Raw genomic sequence first — 19,742 nt, 5'->3', positions numbered from 1 at the left:
TTAATACGAAAAGCGCGGCACCTGCTCCCTGTTTTCATTAAAGTAACAAGCAGTAATACGTGGTGATGGACATGCTAACTGGCCAGACTTCATTAGATTATTGTTTCCGAAAATATGTCAACTGGTAGTACTTGTATTTGCAACGAGGTGGTTTTATCGTGATAATGTCAATAAAGAAAATTGTTTGGCAAGAAAACTCGGTGTATATGGCATATCATTTCGAAGCCAAGCAACGATTATACCAATTAAAGCTGAAGAACCATACCAAATGGCGATGTCGGTTTGAATATTTGCCGTTGAAGAACGGGGTTGGCTCTGCGTGTTTTCCAGCCTTTCAATAACCAATTCTGACAGCAACTTCAACAGCCGTTCTGTAAAAATCGGAATACGGTTAGTAGCGAGAGTGGCTTTGTAAAATATCGCATTTTCAGCAATATGTTCAAGAAGCTTCACCAAAGGTAAATTTATGTCCTCTATCTGAGTTGGATGTGTTGATGTTTTGTCACGAAGAATCTCATAAATGTCTTCGATCATTTCTTCCGAAATTTTGTCCACCATATCAGGAATATCCAAATAATGCAGGTAAAAGGTAACGCGGTTGATCCTGGCGCGCTCTGCAAGGCGATTAACGGTTATTTTCTCTGGATCCAATTCTTGAAGCAAGTCAACATAGGCATCCATAAGCAATCGACGGGTACGGAGTTTGCGGGGATCTACTCGAGTTGCTTCTTTATCCATTTCTATCTCATCCTTTTATAAATTGAGCTAATGGTTAATTGTAAAGAGTGCATTGTTATTCCAATATTTCAGGGTGAGACCATTGAGTAGGAGTAAGCTTCCCGGCGCTAGACCCAGCATCGACCGTAATTGCTGAACCACTAATGTAACGAGCCAAATCTGAGGCTAAAAATAAGGCTAAATGTGCGACTTCCTTAGGATCACCTAGTCTTCCATTCGGAGATAGCAACTTAGCATATTGTTGAATAACTTCATCGGGTGCATTCCCCCAAATTGATGTCTTGATAGTCCCCGGACAAATTGCATTGACTGTAATATTGTAAGGTGCGTAATCGAGTGCAGCACTCTTTGTAAGACCCACAACGCCATGCTTGGCAGAAGTATAAATAGCCATGGAACTATTGCCTAGCAAGCCAGCTAAAGATGCAACATTGACTACGAATCCTGATGATGATTTCGATTTGAGGATCGCTTTGATTCCAAACTTCATTCCCAGGAAGACACCCTTTAGGTCAATAGAGGTTAATCTATCAAACTCAGATACTGAATATTCATGAGTCGGTCTACTCTCGGCGCTAATTCCAGCGTTATTTACAATACCATCTAGACGACCATATGTTTCAAGAGCAAAGTCGACCATTGCTTTTACTTCTTCCTCTTGGCTGACATCCGTTTGAAAGAAAGATGCTTCTCCACCAGTAGCTTTAATTTCTTCTACTACCTTGGAACCCTTTTCGGTATTAATATCAGATACAATGACCCTCATCCCATTTTCTGCATAGCACATAGCAATTGCCTTGCCAAGGCCATCTGAAGCGCCAGTAACAATGGCTACTTTGTTTTGTACACTAGTGAAGTCTGTCATGAATAAATTCCTCCTAATGATTAATTAGATTAGTAGTTCGGGTTTCGTAGTATAACTTTTCAGTTTAACTTTACGTCATACATTGTTTCTTCACTAACGTTTTGACGACATCATAATGGTACTTAAACGACTATTATAATAAATATTTTTCATTGTTAGAGGCCTAGCATTAGGTCTCTTTTGCGTTTTTAGAAAGTCGTCAAAACGTTAGTGAAGAGTCGTTGAATTGTTAGTTGCCGCCATAAGATCTTTATAAAATGAGATTGCAGCAATTAATCGAAGTTGAGGAGGAGCAAACATGGCACGTTTTCCAGAAGGTTTTTTATGGGGGGCATCCACTGCAGCACATCAGGTGGAAGGCAATAATACGAATTCTGATTTTTGGCTGATGGAAAACTTGGAAGGATCGGTGTTCAAGGAACCATCAGGCAGCGCAGTAGACCACTATAACCGTTTTAAAAGTGATATTGCTGAGATGGCTAGATTAGGATTGAATTCCTATAGATTCTCCATTGAATGGGCTCGAATTGAACCAGAAGAGGGACGATTTGAAGCGTCAGAGATCGAACATTATCGGGAAGTTCTACTCGCGTGTAAAGAAAATAAGATAACTCCGATTGTGACTCTCCACCATTTCAGCTCACCTCAATGGCTCATTCGGCTTGGGGGTTGGGAGTCGGCGGATACGCCTGCCCGTTTTGCACGATATTGTACACATGTCATGCGTGAATTAGGCGAGTTGATCCCATACGTATGTACAATTAATGAGGCAAATATCTCCATCGGGATTAAAAAGATTATGAAGCGATACGCAATGAAGTCTGGTTCTCCTGGTGCACAAGTCGGCATGAATATGGAGAATATGGCGGAGAAAATGCAAAAATACTTTACGGGGCTAAGTAAAGCGTTTGGAGTCCCTCCTACCGAAGTTCACTCGTTTTTAGCTCCACGTTCGGAGGAAGGATTGGCAGTTATTTTTCAAGCGCATGTGGAAGCAAGAGCAGCTATTCGGCAGGTTAGTCCTCAAACTAAAGTAGGAGTTACCTTGTCACTCTACGACATCCAAAGTGTTCCTGGCGGTGAAGAAAATGCAAGAGATGCATGGCAAGAGGAATTTGTTCAATTTGTTCCATACCTGAATGATGATGACTTTTTCGGGTTACAAAACTATACGCGTGCTGTTTATGGATCAGATGGTCTTCTTCCCATACCTGAAGATGCAGAGACGACACAAATGGGGAACGAATTTTACCCGGAGGCACTTGAGGCAGTTGTCCGTTATGTTAGCACGCATCTTAAAATGCCAATTATGATTACCGAAAATGGCATAGCAACGGATGATGATACACGTCGTGTAGCTTTCATCGATCAGGCATTGAAAGGTGTCCATGATTGCATTTCAGACGGATATCAGGTTTTAGGCTATATGCATTGGTCTTTAATGGATAATTTTGAGTGGCAGCTTGGGTTCTCTAAGCGTTTTGGACTTATTGCTGTAGATCGTTCTACACAGGAACGTACTGTTAAATCTAGCGGCATTCATCTAGGTAATATTGCAAAAGAGAATGCAATTTAATGAGAGGAGTCAGACATGAAACTACAGAATAAAGTAGCGATTGTAACAGGAGCCGCTTCTGGTGTTGGCAAAGCGATTGCAGAATTGTATGCGAAGGAAGGCGCCAAGGTCGTAGTAGCAGATCTGAATGAAGAAGCTGCCTCGGCAGTTGTGGACGCGATTAGGCAAAATGGTGGAACCGCCATAGGCGTTGTCGCTAACGTCATGAAGGAAGAGGACATTCAGGCGATGGTGGACAAGGCTGCCGAAGTATTCGGAACAGTCGACATTCTCGTGAACAACGCAGGAATCATGGATGGCTTCAGATTAATCGAAACGATCGAAGACGATTTATGGGAGCGGGTAATAGGCATTAATTTGACAGGTCCAATGCGTGCCATTCGCAAAGCACTTCCGTTTATGTTGCAACAAGGAGGGGGCGTCATTGTAAATATTGCATCCGCTGCTGGAATAACTGGGGGCAAAGGGGGAGTAGCCTATACATCCTCCAAGCATGGTCTAGTGGGGCTTACCAAAAATGTTGGTTATAATTACGCGAAATCCGGCATTCGCTGTAACGCTATTGCACCAGGCGGTGTTCTAACCAGTATTATGAATTCCATGGGCAATATTGATATGACAGCTTTACAGGAGTTCCAAAATGGAGCGGGTACTCAACGGCGCGAACCTGTAGATCCAAGTGAAATTGCTACCGTTGCTCTTTTCCTTGCATCTGAGGATTCAAAGTTTGTGAATGGGACTGTCATCACGGCTGACGGTGGTTGGACGTCATATTAAAGCAAATGAACGGCTGAACGGGATTTTCCCGATCAGCCTTTTTTTTGAAGAAGCGAAAGTCGTTAAAACGTTACTATGTGGTCGTTAGATTGTTAGATGGACGAGATCGAATCCCTTAAAATCAAGGTATGACATTATAGAAATAATAAACGGAAAGGAAGGGTTTCTAAGATGGAAAAAGCTTCGGCAACAGTACCGCGGGTGGGTATTCAGTACAAGAAAAAAGAAAATAAGTTCCGTAAATACTTGCCACTTCTAATCATGATGGCCCCTGGACTTCTTTACCTATTATTTAATAATTATCTCCCAATGTTCGGAATCGTCATTGCCTTCAAAAAAATAAATTTTGCTAAAGGCATTTTAGAAAGTGATTGGGTTGGTTTTAAAAACTTTGAATATCTATTTAAGACATCGGACGCTTTTATCATTACTCGAAATACGATTCTATACAATTTAGTATTTATTGTGTTAGGAACCATTTTGTCACTAGCCTGCGCGATTTTGTTGAATGAGATTAAGAACAAAATCTTGCTTAAGTTTTATCAAAGTGTGATTACGTTACCGCATCTGATTTCGATGGTTATCGTCAGCTATTTGGTTTATGCCCTATTAAGTGCGGATACGGGATTTATGAATCATACGGTACTCCCTTGGCTTGGAGTGAAAGACGGTATTTCTTGGTACACCGAGGAAAAGTATTGGCCTTGGATTCTAACTCTGGTTCACTTCTGGAAAAGTGTTGGCTATTCGAGCATTGTTTTCTTTGCAGCATTACTTGGCATTGACGAGGAGTATTATGAAGCTGCAAAACTCGATGGCGCAAGCCGATTGCAGCAGATCCGCCATATTACTTTGCCTATTTTAACACCAGTCATCATTATGCTGACGCTGCTCAGTATCGGAAGAATATTCTATTCTGATTTCGGTTTATTTTATCAGGTTCCTATGAATTCTGGAGCATTATTCAATACAACAGCTACGATTGATACGTATGTATTTAGAGGCCTAACAGGCAATGGTGATATTGGGATGTCGACAGCAGCAGGTGTTTATCAATCTGTGGTTGGATTCGTACTCGTTATGGTTGCAAACTACATGGTACGACTATACAGCAAAGATAGTGCATTGTTCTAAGGAGGAGGTAGACATCAATGAATACAGAGAGCAGAGGTTTGACGTTGTTCAGCCACATCATGATGTTCATATTCGCAATTATTTGTATTCTCCCTTTCATTCTACTTATTTCCGCCTCGCTAACGGACCAGAATGATATTATAGCGTATGGTTATTCGTTCATTCCCCGTACGTTTAGTACGGAAGCGTATGAATATTTATACGAAAGAGGGGGAGAGATCGCTCGTGCTTACGGAGTGACAGTCTTCATTACAGTAGTCGGAACAGTTTTAGGAGTATCCATGACGGCTCTTTTGGCTTACCCGTTATCCAGAAGTGTGACTCCATATCGCAATTTGATTATGTTTATCGTCTTCTTTACCATGTTGTTTCATGGAGGACTGGTTCCATCCTACTTGGTTTACACACAGTTATTCCATATTAAAAATACGATCTGGGCCTTGATCGTGCCGGGGCTTCTGATGAATGGATTTTACGTGATGTTGATGAGAACCTTCTTCCAAACGACGATACCTAGTGCATTGATCGAATCAGCACAAATAGACGGAGCTGGCGAATATCGGACTTTATGGTCTATCGTGCTTCCGTTATCAACCCCTATTCTAGCGACGATTGGGCTCTTTGAATGTATCATGTACTGGAATGATTGGCAGCTAGGCATGATCTATATTACCGATCCTAAACTTTACAGTATACAAAATCTGCTTAATCGAATCATGCAGGATATTCAATTCATAAGCACGAACATGACGAATAATGCAAGTGATGCTATGCAACAAATGCCTACAGATGCTGTAAAAATGGCCATTGCAGTCATCGGGGTCCTCCCGATCTTGGTGGCGTACCCATTCTTCCAAAAATACTTTATCAAAGGAATTATGATTGGTGCTGTAAAAGGATAAGCAACAGATTTGGACATCTCAATATGCTCAACGCCACAACTGACTTATTATGGTTGTGGCGTTGCTAGTTCTTATAAGAGTATGATAGATTTGAAATTTAAATTTGAGTAACAAAAGGAGACGAAACGACATGAAAACACCCGCATGGTACTGGAGACGAGCCTCATTGAGAGTCAAGTTAATCGTCAGCGTGTTTATAATGACGATGCCGTTGGTGGGGATGCTCTTATACAACAACTACTATGCTATTCATGTCGTTAGGGGGCAGGTTGCGGATTCTTATAAGAATACGTTGAACCTGTATACGAACCAAAGTGATTCTCAATTAGACGACATCGATTCGTATATGCGTACCGTTGCCGGTACTGGATACGACCTGTTATCTCTTAGCCAGGAGTCAGCTGATGGAGAATATTACAGTGCTAAAATATATTTGTTTAACAAGTTAAGTAAGGATATTAACTTGTACGATCCGATTAGTTCATTTTTTGCATATACGGATCATCGGCAAGATTTCTTAAATGTATCTAAGAGTAATGCTTCAGCTATTAAGGAAAATGACATTATTGAGAAATATCTGATTGCATATATTCATTCTGAGTTATTTACTAAGGGGGGTTCCTCTAAGGTTTGGAAATATGTTCAAATTAACCAAGTTAATTACCTTGTTGATATTGTGCGTGCTGGGGACACCTACCTAGGTGCTTTGATTAATACGGAGGAATTGGTAAATCCCCTTCGTTCGCTTCAAATTGGAGAAGAGGGAGAGGTTTTATTAGCCAATACACAAGGCGAACCTATTTCCAATTCAAAACTAGTAAGTGAATATGGGATTGAACTTCAACAGAAAGTAAACGAATATTATATTTCAGGCACGAAAAAGAAATTTCTTGTAGTGAGTGCTCTGTCTAATCGAGGAGATTTTGGTTTAAATGTGTTGATACCCGATCATTATATATTAGCAAAGCTTCCCTATCTGCAGTCCCTTGTTTGGATTATCACGATTGCTGCATTTCTTTTTATCCCTATAGGTCTGTATGCCATGAGGCAATCTGTTCTGGTGCCACTTTATCGATTACTGCGCACAATGAAGAAAGTTCGAGAAGGAGATTGGAGCAGTAGGGTAGAGCTTAGCAATACTTCGGGAGAATTTCAACTAATGGGTGGGGCGTTTAATGCCATGATGTCCGAGGTTGAACGGCTTCGAATTAACGTCTATGAGGAACAGTTGAATAAGCAAAAGGAGGAATTACAGCGGCTACAGCTGCAAGTCAATCCTCATTTCTTTTTGAATACACTCAATATTATTTATAATCTGGCTAAGATTAAGAATTATGATCTAATCTTGGATATGACCATGTCTTTAATCGAATATTTCCGATTTATGTTCCGGAGCAATACGTCTTTCGTACCGCTTAAAGACGAGCTTGCACATACTCGTAATTATTTAAAGATCCAGAACTTGCGTTTTCCTGAAAAATTGAAATGGACGATCCACTCACCAGATTACTTATTAGATGTCCCTATCCCTCCACTCGTCATTCAATCCTTTGTTGAGAATTCAATTAAGCATGCCGTTACGTTGGATGAACCGCTCATTATTGAGGTTCAGATTGAATTTCTGATTGAAGAGCACGGCTCCAGAATGAAAATAAGCATAAGAGATACAGGACCAGGATTTAAGAAAGACATACTTGAAAAACTGCAGGCAGGCAGAAGTGTGGAAAATGAACGTGGTGAGCATACTGGGATTTGGAATGTGGAACGACGATTACGACTCTTGTACGGTGAAGTCGCATCCATTGTATATGATAACGATAAAGATACCTTTGGAGCTAAAATAGAAATTATTATGCCTACAAACCCAGGATTGGAGGAAACCAGATGAATTATCACCTGCTCATTGTAGACGACGAAGTTCTGGCCATTGAAGGGGTGAAATCTGACCTCGATCTGAATAAATTAGGCATCAGCAGACTGTACACAGCTCTTAATCTCAGACAAGCCAAAGAATTATTCGTAAGGGAAAGAATCGATATCTTGTTGTGTGATATCGAGATGCCCCAAGGAAGCGGTTTTGATTTGCTGACTTGGGTGAGAGAACATCATCCGAATACAGCGACGATCTTCTTCACAAGTCATGCTGATTTTAAATATGCGAAAGAAGCACTTCAGCTTGGTAGTGTTGATTATTTACTTAAGCCTGTTCGTTCTGTTGACTTGGAAAATGCCATACGAAAGGCACAGGCTCTTATTAATCGAAACAGTGAATTCTATAGAAATAGTCAATCTCACCAACTATGGCTTAAGCATCATTCCTTTATTATTGAAAGGTTTTGGGTGGACTTAATCAACCACTCAATACCCAGCCAGCCCACCGCGATACGAGATCAAGTGGAATTGCATCACATTCCTATAACGGAGGAATCGGTATTTCTCCCCGTTCTCATTTCAATCCAAAAATGGAAAAAAGAGTTAAATCGAAGAGACGAGAAGATTCTAGAGTACGCCCTAAAAAATTCAGCCGAAGAAATGATTATCGGTGACGGTTCAAATGGAATATGTTTTCACTTGGATCGGGGAATGCTCTTGTTGATTATGGTCGCAAATAGGGGGACGAATTGGGAATACGAACAGCTATTCCGAGCTTGCGAACTATATATCGATTCGTGTAACGATTATTTTTACTGTGATCTCTCATGTTATTTTGGACACGACGTAGAATCTTATGAAATGGCCGAAATGGTAGCAGAATTAAGGAGACAAGATCGGAATAATGTTGCCTTCCTGAACCAAGTCTATCTTCAGCATGATAACGACACTTCTAAGCCGCATGCAAAGCTGCCAGCACTCAGCATAGTCGCCTCACTTATGAAAACGGCGACGAAGGATGCAGTCGTTCATGAAGTGGAAACGATTTTGGACAGTCTCGTCAACAACCAGGGAATTAATGCGGATATCTTGCACCAATTCAATCAAAATTTCACTCAAGTCGTATACTCCTTTCTGAACTTGAAGGGCATTGAAGCCAATCAATTATTTGGTGATGAAGAATCAAGACATATCTCGGAATCGGCTGGGCGGTCCATCATGGATATGCTCATCTGGGCTCGTCATGCTGTTAACAAAGCGATGATCCATGCAGAAGCGATCAAAGAGACAGAGAAAATAGTCCAGATCGTTAAAACATATATCTCACATAACCTGGATCAAGATATGACACGTGAAATGATCGCAGATCAAGTCTTTCTACATCCCGATTATTTAACGAGAATTTTCAAAAAAGAGACGGGTTATGTTTTATCTGATTATATTGTGATTGAAAAAGTCAAAGTGGCCAAAGAGTTATTGTCACATACAGATCGCCCTGTAAGCTCAATTGCATCGACTCTGGGGTACACGAATTTTTCCTACTTCACAAAACTATTTAAAAAACACGTTGGGTTAGGGCCAATGGAATACAGAAGTCAAAATAACAAAGATCAATAAGTCGTGAAAACGCTATTATGATGTCGTTTGAGTGTTAGTCGCCCACTTCATTGAAGGATATGATGAAGTTGTAACTGATTGATACTTTTGGGGGGATACGATGAAAAGGAATTTGAAGTTGGCGACTTTGTCGCTTGTCACAGTTATGTTAACGGGAGCAATTGCCGGTTGTTCGTCTTCGAAAAGCGAAGAAAACAGTGGGGCTACGGCATCTTCGGCTACAGTTAGTGCTAGCCCAAATACTGCTACGAAGGACCCGTATGAGATTGCAATTGCTATGCCTGCATTCGGAGCAGTACCTAAGGATACGCAAGCCGTGCAAGATGAAATAAGCAAAATCACTAAGGCCAAAATCAACGCAACAGTCAAAATCATACCTATTAGTATCGGGGCCTGGGCTCAACAAAAGAATTTAATGACTTCTGGCCGTGAGAAACTGGATTTGTCCTTTGAATTTGGTGCAGGGTACAGTTCGAGTGTAGCGACTGGAAATTTTGTCGCGATCGACAATCTGTTGGATAAGTATGGCGATGGAATTAAAAAACAAATCGATCCTGCCTTTTTGACTAGTGTTAAAATTGATGGGAAGACCTATGGCGTGCCTGTCTATAAGGATTATACGACAGGAGTTCCTGGAGTACTTATGCGGAAAGATTTAGTAGAAAAGTACAAAATTAATGTTGCATCCATCAAGACGATTGATGACCTGGATCAAGTGTATAAGACGATTAAGGAAAATGAGCCTACTATCGCTCCACTCGGAGCAGGATTATCCATGCCGTCAGATGTCTATGTTTGGTATGATAAATTGGGGGATCGCTTAGGTGTATTACCTGGGTATGACAATGGTTTGAAAGTCGTGAATTTGTTCGAGACCAAAGAGTACGAAAACTATTTGAATAAGGTTCATAGTTGGGCTAAGGCGGGATATATTAACAAGGATGCTGCTACAACGCAAGCTAACGCCTCTGATTTGTTGAAGGCTGACAAGGCATTTTCTTACTTTATCGGCCTTAGACCGGGCAACTTGGAGTCGGAAATCCGAGCAAATGGCAAAGAACTCGTATATGCGCCTTTGATGTCTAATATTTATTCGACTACTTCCAATACTCAAGGTGGGTTGTGGACCATATCCGTAAATTCTACTAATCCTGAACGCGTCATGATGCTTATGAATCTGATGTACACGGATAAGGATCTTGCTAATTTATTTATCTATGGCATTGAAGGGAAGCACTATGTGAAAGCGTCGGAGAATTCGATCGATTACCCTACAGGTATTGATTCGAAGACAGTTGGATATTCGATTCAAAGTTGGATTTACGCTAATCCATCCATCGCCTATTTAATGAAGTCAGACTTGCAGGACATGTGGAAATTGACTGCAGAAGCTAATCAAAAAGCTATCAAGTCTAAAGCACTTGGATTTACATTCAATTCGGAACCTGTTAAAAATGAGGTTATTGCTCTTAAAAATGTAACAGATCAGTATGTAAAAGGTTTAGAGTCAGGAACACTTGACCCTGCCGATAAATTGCCAGACTTCAGAGATAAACTGAAAGCAGCGGGTATCGATAAAGTTATTACGGAGAAGCAAAAGCAGCTTGATGCTTGGGCGGTTGCAAACAAAAAATAAGAACGTTAAGACCAGGTTTCCATTCTAATGGGCCTGGTTTTTATTTTCCCTTCATAGATAAAAGGAAGTCGGTAAAACGTTATCGATGTGTCGTGAGAGTGTTAGTGCCATATTTAGATTGACATTAAGATGTTAGTAGAGCTTTTCACAAAGAAAGGACGATTAAAATGGCAGAGTCAACGATTCAATATTCAAACCCGGTAATCCCAGGCTTTCATCCTGACCCAAGTGTATGTCGCGTAGGTGCAGATTTTTATTTGGTTACAAGTTCTTTTGAATACTTTCCTGGCGTCCCAATCTTCCATAGCCGTGATCTCGTTCATTGGAAACAGATTGGACATTGCCTTACCCGCCAGAGCCAGTTGGATCTGGAAGGCTGCAGAAGCTCGATGGGCATTTATGCGCCAACGCTTCGCTATCATAACGGCCGTTACTACATGATTACAACGAATGTGAAAATGTTTCGCAATTTCTACGTCTGGGCGGAAAATCCAGAAGGTCCTTGGTCCGATCCTATATGGCCAGAGTGGCCGAGTGTAGATCCATCCTTATTTTTTGATGAAGATGGCCGAGTTTATATTACAGGGACTGGTGGATTCTTTGGAGATGAACCCAAGGGGATTTATCAAGCGGAAATCGACATCGAGTCGGGTAAGTTGTTATCTGAACGTCGACTAGTCTGGCAAGGCACGGGTGGTAAATCAGCGGAAGGTCCCCACCTGTATCGGGTGAATGGGCAGTATTACTTGATGATTGCAGAGGGTGGAACCGAATACGGGCATATGGTTACGATCGCGAGGAGCGATTCGCCATACGGACCATTTGAGAGCAATCCTGCCAATCCGATCCTAACCCACCGGAGTACGGGAAGTTCCATACAAGCGACAGGTCATGCGGATCTTGTCCAACTGGAAGATGGAAGTTGGTGGGCGGTTTTTCTGGGCATTCGTCCCGTATCTGTGCCATTTAGCGGAAGGCATCACCATTTGGGACGAGAAACGTTCCTTGCTCCTGTTACTTGGTCAGCGGATGGCTGGCCGGTGATCGGGGATGGCGGCAGGATTGCCGAGAAAATGGATGCTGGAACGCTGCCTATCGTACTAGATGATATGCCTACACCGGACGTTGATGATTTTAATGCCAACAATCTGGGGCTGGAGTGGAATTTCTTAAGAAATCCGCGTGCCGAGGATTGGTCTCTTGAAACGCGGCCGGGCTGGTTGACGCTTCATGGTTCAGAAGTGACCCTGAATGATGCGAGTTCTCCTGCATTCGTCGGGCGGAGACAGCAGCACTTCAAGTGTAACGTTGCTACGTTCATGTCGTTTGATCCTGTTCATGAAGGCGAGGAAGCGGGACTTACCGTGTTTATGAACAATCGTTTCCATTATGAGATTGCGCTGACTAGTGGCGTGGATGGACAACGCAAGGTCATTCTGCGCAGGCGAATTGGCTCGTTATGGAAAGTTGAGCTGGAAGAGGCTTATGATGGCTCAGACATCATCCTTGGTTTGGAAGCGGAGCCTGTACAGTATTCCTTCTACTTTGCGGCACCGAATGGAGAACGTAAGCCTTTCGGATCGGGGGAGTGCTCATTGATTTCGACCGAAGTGGCCGGTGGTTTTACAGGTGTGTATTTCGGCTTGTATGCGACAGGTAATGGCAAACGTTGCGAATCACCAGCGTCATTCGATTGGTTTCAGTATAAACATAATTCGTAGCTAAGGGAGGTCTCCGACATGTTGGAAGTCATAGCATTACGAACGGAATATTTGGAAAATCCATTGGGACTGGATGCCAAAAAGCCTCGTCTCGGCTGGAAGCTCCGTAGTGACGGCAGGAATGTTTTACAAACTGCCTATCAAATTCAAGCTTCGGCAACCGAGAGCTTCACGGATCTGATGTGGGACAGTGGCAAGGTGGAGACGAGCCAATCGCAGGGTGTTTTGTATGAAGGCCCGGAATTAAGATCACTTGAGCGCGTGTATTGGCGAGTTAATGTTTGGAGTAATCTGGGAGGAGAGTCATCCTTAAGTAGTCCTGTTTTTTTTGAAACGGGGATGTTGAATGCTTCAGATTGGGTAGCTCATTGGATTGAACCGGAGTCAGAAGTGGACATATCCGTATATAAACCGTCTCCCTATATTCGTAAAGAATTCACTGTAAAAAAGGGACTCGTATCAGCTAGAGCCTGCCTTACTGCGAAGGGGTTATACCGTTTTTATCTGAACGGAATTGAGGGGACGGATCATCTGTTCACGCCAGGGTTCACTTCGTATCATAGACGCTTGCAATATCAGGTTTACGACATAACTACTATCCTGCAAGAAGGCCCAAATGCATTAGGCGTCATCCTCGGAGATGGTTGGTGGAGGGGATCTACAGGCGGAGCAAATCTCAATAACAATTTTGGTTATAAAGTAGCTTTCTTAGGGCAATTTGTGTTGGATTACGAGGATGGCAGCCGTGAAATCTTCGGCAGTGACGATTCTTTTAGAACTTCTAGCGGACCGTTGCTGAAATCGGATATGAAAGCGGGTGATGTGTATGACGCTAGAATCAACATCGAGGGATGGAATCAGCCGTCGTACGACGACTCCACTTGGGAGCACGTCCAGCTCAAAGCTGATGGATTCGATAATTTAATCGCTACCCGAAGCGTCCCGGTAAGAGCGAAGGAAAGATTTACTCCCAAAGTGATGCACACGCCAAATGGAGAGACGATTCTCGATTTTGGTCAAAATATCGCTGGCTGGGTAGAAATGAACGTTCAAGGCGATGCAGGGACTGAGATTGTACTTATCCATGGAGAAGCCTTAGATCAGCACGGGAACTTCACCCTACAAAATCTATCAGAGCATGGAACAGTGGAGGATTTCCAAGAGGTTCACTACATCACAGCTGGTGATAGTGTAGAGAGCTATAGTCCACGTTTTTCAATTTTTGGTTTCCGTTATGTACACGTCAAGAATTATCCGGGAGAAATCACACCTGAGAATTTTACAGCTGAGGCGGTGTATTCCGATTTAGACGAAACGGGAGATTTCACTTGTTCGAATCCGTTAATCACACAGTTAGTATCTAACTCCAAATGGAGCCAGAAGGGCAACTTCATGGAGGTGCCTACTGATTGTCCAACTCGGGAAAGAGCGGGATGGACAGGGGATGCGCAAGTATTCTCTAGAACGGCGTCAGACTTCATGCATGTGTACCCTTTCTTTGAAAAGTGGTTGGCTGACGTTGCAGCAGAACAATTTGCTGATGGTTCTGTCGGCAGCACCGTGCCTACCGTTATCGGGCATCACAGTTTGGAGGAATGGGAACGATTCATGGCTGATAACAAAAATCCGATGATAGCCATGCGCAGGCCGAAACCGGGTACAGCCAGTATTCTTGACGGTTCTGCAGGCTGGGGCGATGCAGCGGTTATCATTCCTTGGACGATGTATCTATGTTACGGAGACAAGACGATCTTAGAGAAGCAGTTCGATTCAGCTAAAGCATGGGTCGATTACATGGCTACCTGTGCGAAGAATGCGAATGAGCTATTCCAAGATTCGCCTGCTTATCACCATTTTACGGATGGGGAACGTGACGCTGATTACATTTGGGATACGAAATTCCATTGGGGGGAATGGCTTGAAACGGACACGGAAATGAGAGATCTCATGGCCGTACTTACTAAAACCAAAGGAAACCATCCGGATGTATCCACCGCGTACTTCGCCTATTCGACTCGATTGTTGGTTGAAATGGCAGCTGTGCTCGAGAAGAAAGAGGAAGAAGCCAAGTACCAAGCGCTGTATGAGAAAATTAAACGCGTATACAACCAGTATTTTATTAAAGAAGATGGCTCTATCTTGGAAGGCAGACAGGCACCGAATGTCCGTACGCTTGCATTTGACTTGGCATCTGAGGATAAGAAACAGGCGGTCGCCGACAAGCTAGCTCAGCTGGTTATTGAACAGGACTATCACTTGAACACAGGATTCCTTTCGACACCTTTCATTCTTCAAGTGCTGGCGGATTACGGTCACGCAGATGTCGCTTTCCGGTTGTTGGAGCAGGAAACGTGCCCTTCATGGCTGTATGCGGTCAGCAACGGTGCGACAACCATCTGGGAGAGTTGGAAAGGTATTAAGCCTGATGGCGAATTGTCGGGTTCGTTGAATCACTATTCTTATGGAGCCGTGTGCAACTTCCTCTATGCGGGTATAGCGGGCATTCGTCCTGTTTGGGAGATGCCTGGTTACAAACATGTTATATTGAAGCCTTTGGTTGGCGGAACGCTGACCCATGCATCTGCGACCTATGAGTCCTCATATGGCACGATTACATCAAAATGGGAAACAACGGATCGTGGCATAACCTATCAGTTTGAGGTCCCTGCGAATACGACGGCGACGATCATGCTTGCAGGCAATGAAGACGATCTGTATGGTGTATCAGGCGATTACCCAGATGCTTACTACGAAGATGGACATATTGTTGTTACGGTGGGAAGCGGCAAATATCAGTTTACAATTCAAGTAGGGAGTGTGGCTGCACAATGAGAAAAACGATTGGGTTCAATAATACTTGGAAATTTATTCGGCAGAACATAGAGCAAGCTGCAAGTGTAGGGTTCAATGATGAGAATTGGCAAAGTGTAACTATTCCTCATACATGGAACGCGATAGATGGCGCAAATGGCTATGAATATTATCAAGGTGCCTGTTGGTATCGAAAGACTTTTACGGTTGAGCCTTCTTATGACGGAAATAAACTATTCATTGAGTTCCAGGGTTCGAACAGCATCACGGATGTCTATGTCAACGGCCAACACTTGGGCCAGCATAAAGGTGGGTATTCCACCTTTATGTTCGACGTAACAGACGTTGTTAAATATGGTACGGCTAATGTACTTGCGGTAAAAGTGGACAATACCGTTGTAGATGATGTTTATCCGCAAAAAGCAGACTTCACATTCTACGGAGGGATTTATCGTGATGTGAACATGGTTGTTACAGCGCCTGTTCATTTTGACTTGTTGGATCATGGTTCGCAGGGGGTTTATATTGTTCAGGAAGAAGTAACGCAAGAAAGAGCCAAACTGAACATTAAATCTATCCTGGTGAATGACAGTAAGGAAGAAAAAAAGGTTAATCTTTGGGTCGATATTTATGATGCCGACAAGCAAGTTGTCACCTACGCCACGAAGGATGTTGTGCTCGCTGCAGGAGAAAAACAAACCGTAGAACTGCCTTGCGTCATCGACAATCCAACGCTTTGGCACGGCAGAAAAAATCCATATATGTACAGTGCCAACCTATCCTTGATTAGCTTTAATGACACGATTGATGCGTTGTCGATCCCTGTTGGCTTCAGATACTTCCATGTGGATCCTGAAAAAGGTTTCTTCTTAAACGGCGAGCATCTGCCTTTGAACGGCGTATCAAGACACCAAGACAGGAAGGACATGGGCTGGGCCATTTCGGAAAAAGAGCAAGTCGAAGACATGGAATACATTCGAGAAATCGGTGCTTCATCCATCCGGTTAGCCCACTACCAGCACAGCCAATTTTTCTATGATTTGTGTGATCAAGAAGGCGTGGTCGTATGGGCAGAAATCCCATTCATTTCGATTATGTCGCAGAATGAATTGGAAGGAATTAATGCGAAACAGCAAATGGTTGAGTTGATCAGACAGAACTTTAATCATCCTTCCATCATCTTCTGGGGAATTCAAAACGAAATTCAAATCGGCGGTGAACGACCTGAGGTTAGAAGACTCGTTAGAGAGCTGAATGAATTGACGAAAAAGGAAGACTCAACAAGGTTAACGACAATGGCCAATGTTCTATTTGTCAATGAGGAAGATGAATACAACCGAATGACGGATGTGATTGGTTACAACAAATATTATGGTTGGTACCACGGGAAGACGGAGGATTTTGCACCTTGGCTGGATAAGTTCCACCGGATTAACCCCGATGTGCCGTTGTGTATTTCTGAATACGGGGCAGAAGGTATTGTCCAATATCATAGTTCTAATCCAAAAGTTAAAGATTATACGGAAGAATATCACGCTCTGTTCCATGAAAAGGTTTGGAAGACTTTCGCGGAAAGACCTTATCTTTGGGCAACGTATGTCTGGAACATGTTTGATTTCGGAGCGAATATCCGAGACGAAGGCGGCGTGCAGGGAAGGAACAACAAGGGTCTTGTTTCCTATGACAGAAAGATCAAGAAAGATGCTTTTTACATGTACAAAGCGCATTGGTCGGAAGATAAATTTGTTCATATCACTAGCAAGCGCTATGTCGATCGAGTAGAGAACAGCATCCAAGTTAAGGTATATTCCAACTGCAAGGAAGTAACGCTCTACGTCAATGGAACTGAATGTCAAACTAAAATCAGTGATGATAAAGTATTTATTTTTGAACATGTATCCCTTGCTGAGGGTATTAATGAATTACGAGCGGTGGCCACTGAAGGGAACACGCGATACGTGGATATTGCGAAGTTTAACAAAGTGGACGAACCGAATCCAAGTTATGAAGCCCCAGTTGAGGAAAAAGGGGAAGAGGTTCAGAACTGGTTCCAAATGCCTGATATGGATGGCCCTATGGAAGAATTACAGATTACGGACGATGTTTACTCGACGCGTTGTACGTTTAAAGAGCTTTTCGAGAATGATGCTGCGGCAGCAGTGTTAAATAAATATTTAGGAGAAGGCTTAAGATCGCAACCAACATATAGCATGACGCAAGGATTTAAGATCGATATGTTGGCAGAAATGGCGCCCGACCATTTCACTGAAAAGCTCATATATGCACTCAATAGAGAGCTTACAAAGATTAAAAAGAACATGTAATATCCATGAAAGTGTAACGAAAAAAGCCGATGATTGCGGCTTTTTTTCGTATTTTCACCAAAAGCAAGTACAATGTTGGGCTTGAGTCCTCACAATGATATAATATTAAGATATTTGGAGATTGAAAGGGGCAAGAAAGATGGCAGTACAATCAAGAATGATGCGGATGATCGTATTGTTAACCGTAGGCGCATTGCTTGCCCTATCAGTAACAGGATGTTCAAGTGCTGGTTCAGATGGGAATGACACCGCAACTGGAAATGCTTCTGAGAGTGAACAGAAAAAAGAAGTTAAGACAGTTAACATTCTCATGTTCAGCGATTATGGGAGAATGCCTGGGCCAAACGATAAGCAAATGAAATATGTTACAGAGCAAACAGGTATTGTAGTTAATACATCAACGCTTCCTTGGAATGGTGGCACTGACTTTACAAAAGGTTTAAATGTTAAGATTGCTGCTAATGAACTACCGGATCTGTTCTTACCTCACGGGGTTGAAGATACGCTACTCAAGCAAGGTGCTTTACTTGCCTTGGATGATTTGCTGCCACAATATGCGCCTACCCTATGGAAGGCAATTCCTCAAGATGTGTGGGAAAGTGTGCGAGCCAATTCTCCAGATGGAAAAATTTATTTTATCCCGAGAGTTAATTTGTATCCAAGATATAGTTCATTGATTCGCAAAGATTGGCTAGACAAGGTAAACATGAAGATACCGACAACAATGGATGAATATGTTGCTGTCCTTAAGGCATTTCGTGATCAAGATCCCAATGGAAACGGTATAAAGGACGAGATTCCTACCAGCGGACGAGAAGCGGGGCGATGGATGGATGACATATTTTTAATGTACGGAGTCGCTATGGTAGAAGGGTACCCAGTTTGGGATTTGTATAACAATGAACTTACGTACTCGGCTGTCACTCCCAATATGAAGGCAGCTCTTACTTTTGCCAGAGAACTTTACAAAGACAAATTGCTGGATAATGAAACATTTTTGAATAAAGAATTAACATGGAAAGCTAAGATTCAGCAAGATAAAGTTGGCGTCTGGTACCATGTTCCCTATGGAATTAAGCAAAACTTTTTCGAGAATTTACCTAAATTAAATCCGAATGCCTATATTGTCGGAATGCCGGTCCCCAAGGTAGAAGGGTTCGATGGTTTTACTCCGAGACCGCTTATCAATAATATGGAGTGGGCGATTCCCAAATCGTCCAAAAACGCAGTGGAAGCTATGAAGCTGCTTGAATTTTATGCGAAGCCCGAGAATCGTAATTTTGCTTCTTTTGGAATTGAAGGCGAACATTATGAAATGAAGGATGGCAAAAAGAAGAGGCTGCCTATCAGTTCGGACCAAACGTATCTCATCGACTTATTTCCAGTAATAACAACGGAACAGATGGCACTGACGCTTCAGGATCAATATGAACCGAAGGTTGCCCAAATGATGATAGATGCGATGATGGTAGCCGGAAGAGATGGTAAACGGATTGCCGGAGATGGCATCCCGATATCGATCTATGATGGCTTCCCGGACATTAAATCGAACAAGCTCTATCAAGAATACATGTCCAAAATAATTGTCGGTGATTGGCCGATTGAGAAATTTGACGAATTTATTCAAAGATGGAAAAGCAGTGGCGGAGATGAAGTCACGAAACGGGCACGTGAGTGGTATGCGAAAAAGAAATAATGAGGGAAAACGGCAGGGGAAAGCATGAATGTATACAAGTACAAAGCGAAACTGATTTTCTCGAATATCAAAA

13 protein-coding genes are annotated in these 19,742 nt (G+C 42.6%); 11 read left to right on the top strand and 2 right to left on the bottom strand.

Annotated elements, in window-relative coordinates:
- Nucleotides 1-153: 153 nt before the first annotated feature.
- On the bottom strand, nucleotides 154-738 hold the full coding sequence (locus AC58QO_RS20730; RefSeq protein WP_497268821.1) for a TetR/AcrR family transcriptional regulator: 585 nt from the start codon (nucleotides 736-738) through the stop codon (nucleotides 154-156).
- Between the two features lie 55 nt (nucleotides 739-793).
- Nucleotides 794-1,603: an SDR family NAD(P)-dependent oxidoreductase gene (locus tag AC58QO_RS20725; RefSeq protein ID WP_497268819.1), complete on the bottom strand. Its 810-nt coding sequence runs from the start codon at nucleotides 1,601-1,603 to the stop codon at nucleotides 794-796.
- 298 nt (nucleotides 1,604-1,901) lie between these two features.
- Here AC58QO_RS20725 and AC58QO_RS20720 point away from each other — a divergent pair, with 298 nt between their 5' ends.
- From AC58QO_RS20720 to AC58QO_RS20670, 11 genes are all read left to right on the top strand, one after another.
- Nucleotides 1,902-3,179, top strand: a complete 1,278-nt coding sequence (locus tag AC58QO_RS20720) for a glycoside hydrolase family 1 protein (protein ID WP_497268817.1) — start codon at nucleotides 1,902-1,904, stop codon at nucleotides 3,177-3,179.
- A 15-nt stretch (nucleotides 3,180-3,194) separates the two neighbouring features.
- Nucleotides 3,195-3,956 (top strand): SDR family oxidoreductase, encoded by a 762-nt coding sequence (locus AC58QO_RS20715; RefSeq protein WP_497268815.1) that lies wholly within the window; start codon nucleotides 3,195-3,197, stop codon nucleotides 3,954-3,956.
- Between the two features lie 171 nt (nucleotides 3,957-4,127).
- Entirely contained in the window at nucleotides 4,128-5,090 is a 963-nt protein-coding gene (locus AC58QO_RS20710) for an ABC transporter permease (protein WP_497268813.1), read from the top strand.
- A 17-nt stretch (nucleotides 5,091-5,107) separates the two neighbouring features.
- The gene (locus tag AC58QO_RS20705; RefSeq protein ID WP_497268811.1) at nucleotides 5,108-5,992 is read left to right on the top strand and encodes a carbohydrate ABC transporter permease; all 885 of its coding nucleotides are present in this window, start codon (nucleotides 5,108-5,110) and stop codon (nucleotides 5,990-5,992) included.
- Nucleotides 5,993-6,122: 130 nt separating this feature from the next.
- A complete protein-coding gene (locus tag AC58QO_RS20700) occupies nucleotides 6,123-7,880 on the top strand; it encodes a sensor histidine kinase (protein ID WP_497268809.1) in 1,758 nt (585 codons plus the stop codon).
- Nucleotides 7,877-9,481, top strand: a complete 1,605-nt coding sequence (locus AC58QO_RS20695) for a response regulator transcription factor (RefSeq protein WP_497268807.1) — start codon at nucleotides 7,877-7,879, stop codon at nucleotides 9,479-9,481. Before AC58QO_RS20700 ends, AC58QO_RS20695 begins: the two co-directional genes overlap by 4 nt.
- 100 nt (nucleotides 9,482-9,581) lie before the next feature.
- Nucleotides 9,582-11,117 carry an ABC transporter substrate-binding protein gene (locus AC58QO_RS20690; RefSeq protein ID WP_497268805.1) on the top strand — a complete coding sequence of 512 codons (1,536 nt, stop codon included), beginning with the start codon at nucleotides 9,582-9,584 and terminating at the stop codon, nucleotides 11,115-11,117.
- 167 nt (nucleotides 11,118-11,284) lie between these two features.
- Nucleotides 11,285-12,838: a glycoside hydrolase family 43 protein gene (locus AC58QO_RS20685; RefSeq protein ID WP_497268803.1), complete on the top strand. Its 1,554-nt coding sequence runs from the start codon at nucleotides 11,285-11,287 to the stop codon at nucleotides 12,836-12,838.
- Between the two features lie 18 nt (nucleotides 12,839-12,856).
- Complete coding sequence (locus AC58QO_RS20680) at nucleotides 12,857-15,670, top strand: alpha-L-rhamnosidase (protein ID WP_497268801.1); 2,814 nt, start codon at nucleotides 12,857-12,859, stop codon at nucleotides 15,668-15,670.
- On the top strand, nucleotides 15,667-17,973 hold the full coding sequence (locus AC58QO_RS20675; RefSeq protein ID WP_497268800.1) for a glycoside hydrolase family 2 protein: 2,307 nt from the start codon (nucleotides 15,667-15,669) through the stop codon (nucleotides 17,971-17,973). The genes AC58QO_RS20680 and AC58QO_RS20675 overlap by 4 nt, the downstream gene beginning before the upstream one ends.
- Before the next feature lie 139 nt (nucleotides 17,974-18,112).
- Nucleotides 18,113-19,669 carry an extracellular solute-binding protein gene (locus tag AC58QO_RS20670; RefSeq protein WP_497268798.1) on the top strand — a complete coding sequence of 519 codons (1,557 nt, stop codon included), beginning with the start codon at nucleotides 18,113-18,115 and terminating at the stop codon, nucleotides 19,667-19,669.
- The last annotated feature ends 73 nt before the right edge of the window (nucleotides 19,670-19,742 follow it).

This window comes from Paenibacillus sp. J31R30 (assembly GCF_059692115.1).
Note: the sequence above shows the minus strand (reverse complement) of the source record. Positions and strands in the feature narration are given on the sequence as shown.

What these genes read in the sequence shown, in the direction of transcription:
- AC58QO_RS20730 (WP_497268821.1), bottom strand. Translation starts at nt 738, where the DNA reads ATGGATAAAGAAGCAACTCGAGTAGATCCCCGCAAACTCCGTACCCGT.
- AC58QO_RS20725 (WP_497268819.1), bottom strand. Translation starts at nt 1,603, where the DNA reads ATGACAGACTTCACTAGTGTACAAAACAAAGTAGCCATTGTTACTGGC.
- AC58QO_RS20720 (WP_497268817.1), top strand. Translation starts at nt 1,902, where the DNA reads ATGGCACGTTTTCCAGAAGGTTTTTTATGGGGGGCATCCACTGCAGCA.
- AC58QO_RS20715 (WP_497268815.1), top strand. Translation starts at nt 3,195, where the DNA reads ATGAAACTACAGAATAAAGTAGCGATTGTAACAGGAGCCGCTTCTGGT.
- AC58QO_RS20710 (WP_497268813.1), top strand. Translation starts at nt 4,128, where the DNA reads ATGGAAAAAGCTTCGGCAACAGTACCGCGGGTGGGTATTCAGTACAAG.
- AC58QO_RS20705 (WP_497268811.1), top strand. Translation starts at nt 5,108, where the DNA reads ATGAATACAGAGAGCAGAGGTTTGACGTTGTTCAGCCACATCATGATG.
- AC58QO_RS20700 (WP_497268809.1), top strand. Translation starts at nt 6,123, where the DNA reads ATGAAAACACCCGCATGGTACTGGAGACGAGCCTCATTGAGAGTCAAG.
- AC58QO_RS20695 (WP_497268807.1), top strand. Translation starts at nt 7,877, where the DNA reads ATGAATTATCACCTGCTCATTGTAGACGACGAAGTTCTGGCCATTGAA.
- AC58QO_RS20690 (WP_497268805.1), top strand. Translation starts at nt 9,582, where the DNA reads ATGAAAAGGAATTTGAAGTTGGCGACTTTGTCGCTTGTCACAGTTATG.
- AC58QO_RS20685 (WP_497268803.1), top strand. Translation starts at nt 11,285, where the DNA reads ATGGCAGAGTCAACGATTCAATATTCAAACCCGGTAATCCCAGGCTTT.
- AC58QO_RS20680 (WP_497268801.1), top strand. Translation starts at nt 12,857, where the DNA reads ATGTTGGAAGTCATAGCATTACGAACGGAATATTTGGAAAATCCATTG.
- AC58QO_RS20675 (WP_497268800.1), top strand. Translation starts at nt 15,667, where the DNA reads ATGAGAAAAACGATTGGGTTCAATAATACTTGGAAATTTATTCGGCAG.
- AC58QO_RS20670 (WP_497268798.1), top strand. Translation starts at nt 18,113, where the DNA reads ATGGCAGTACAATCAAGAATGATGCGGATGATCGTATTGTTAACCGTA.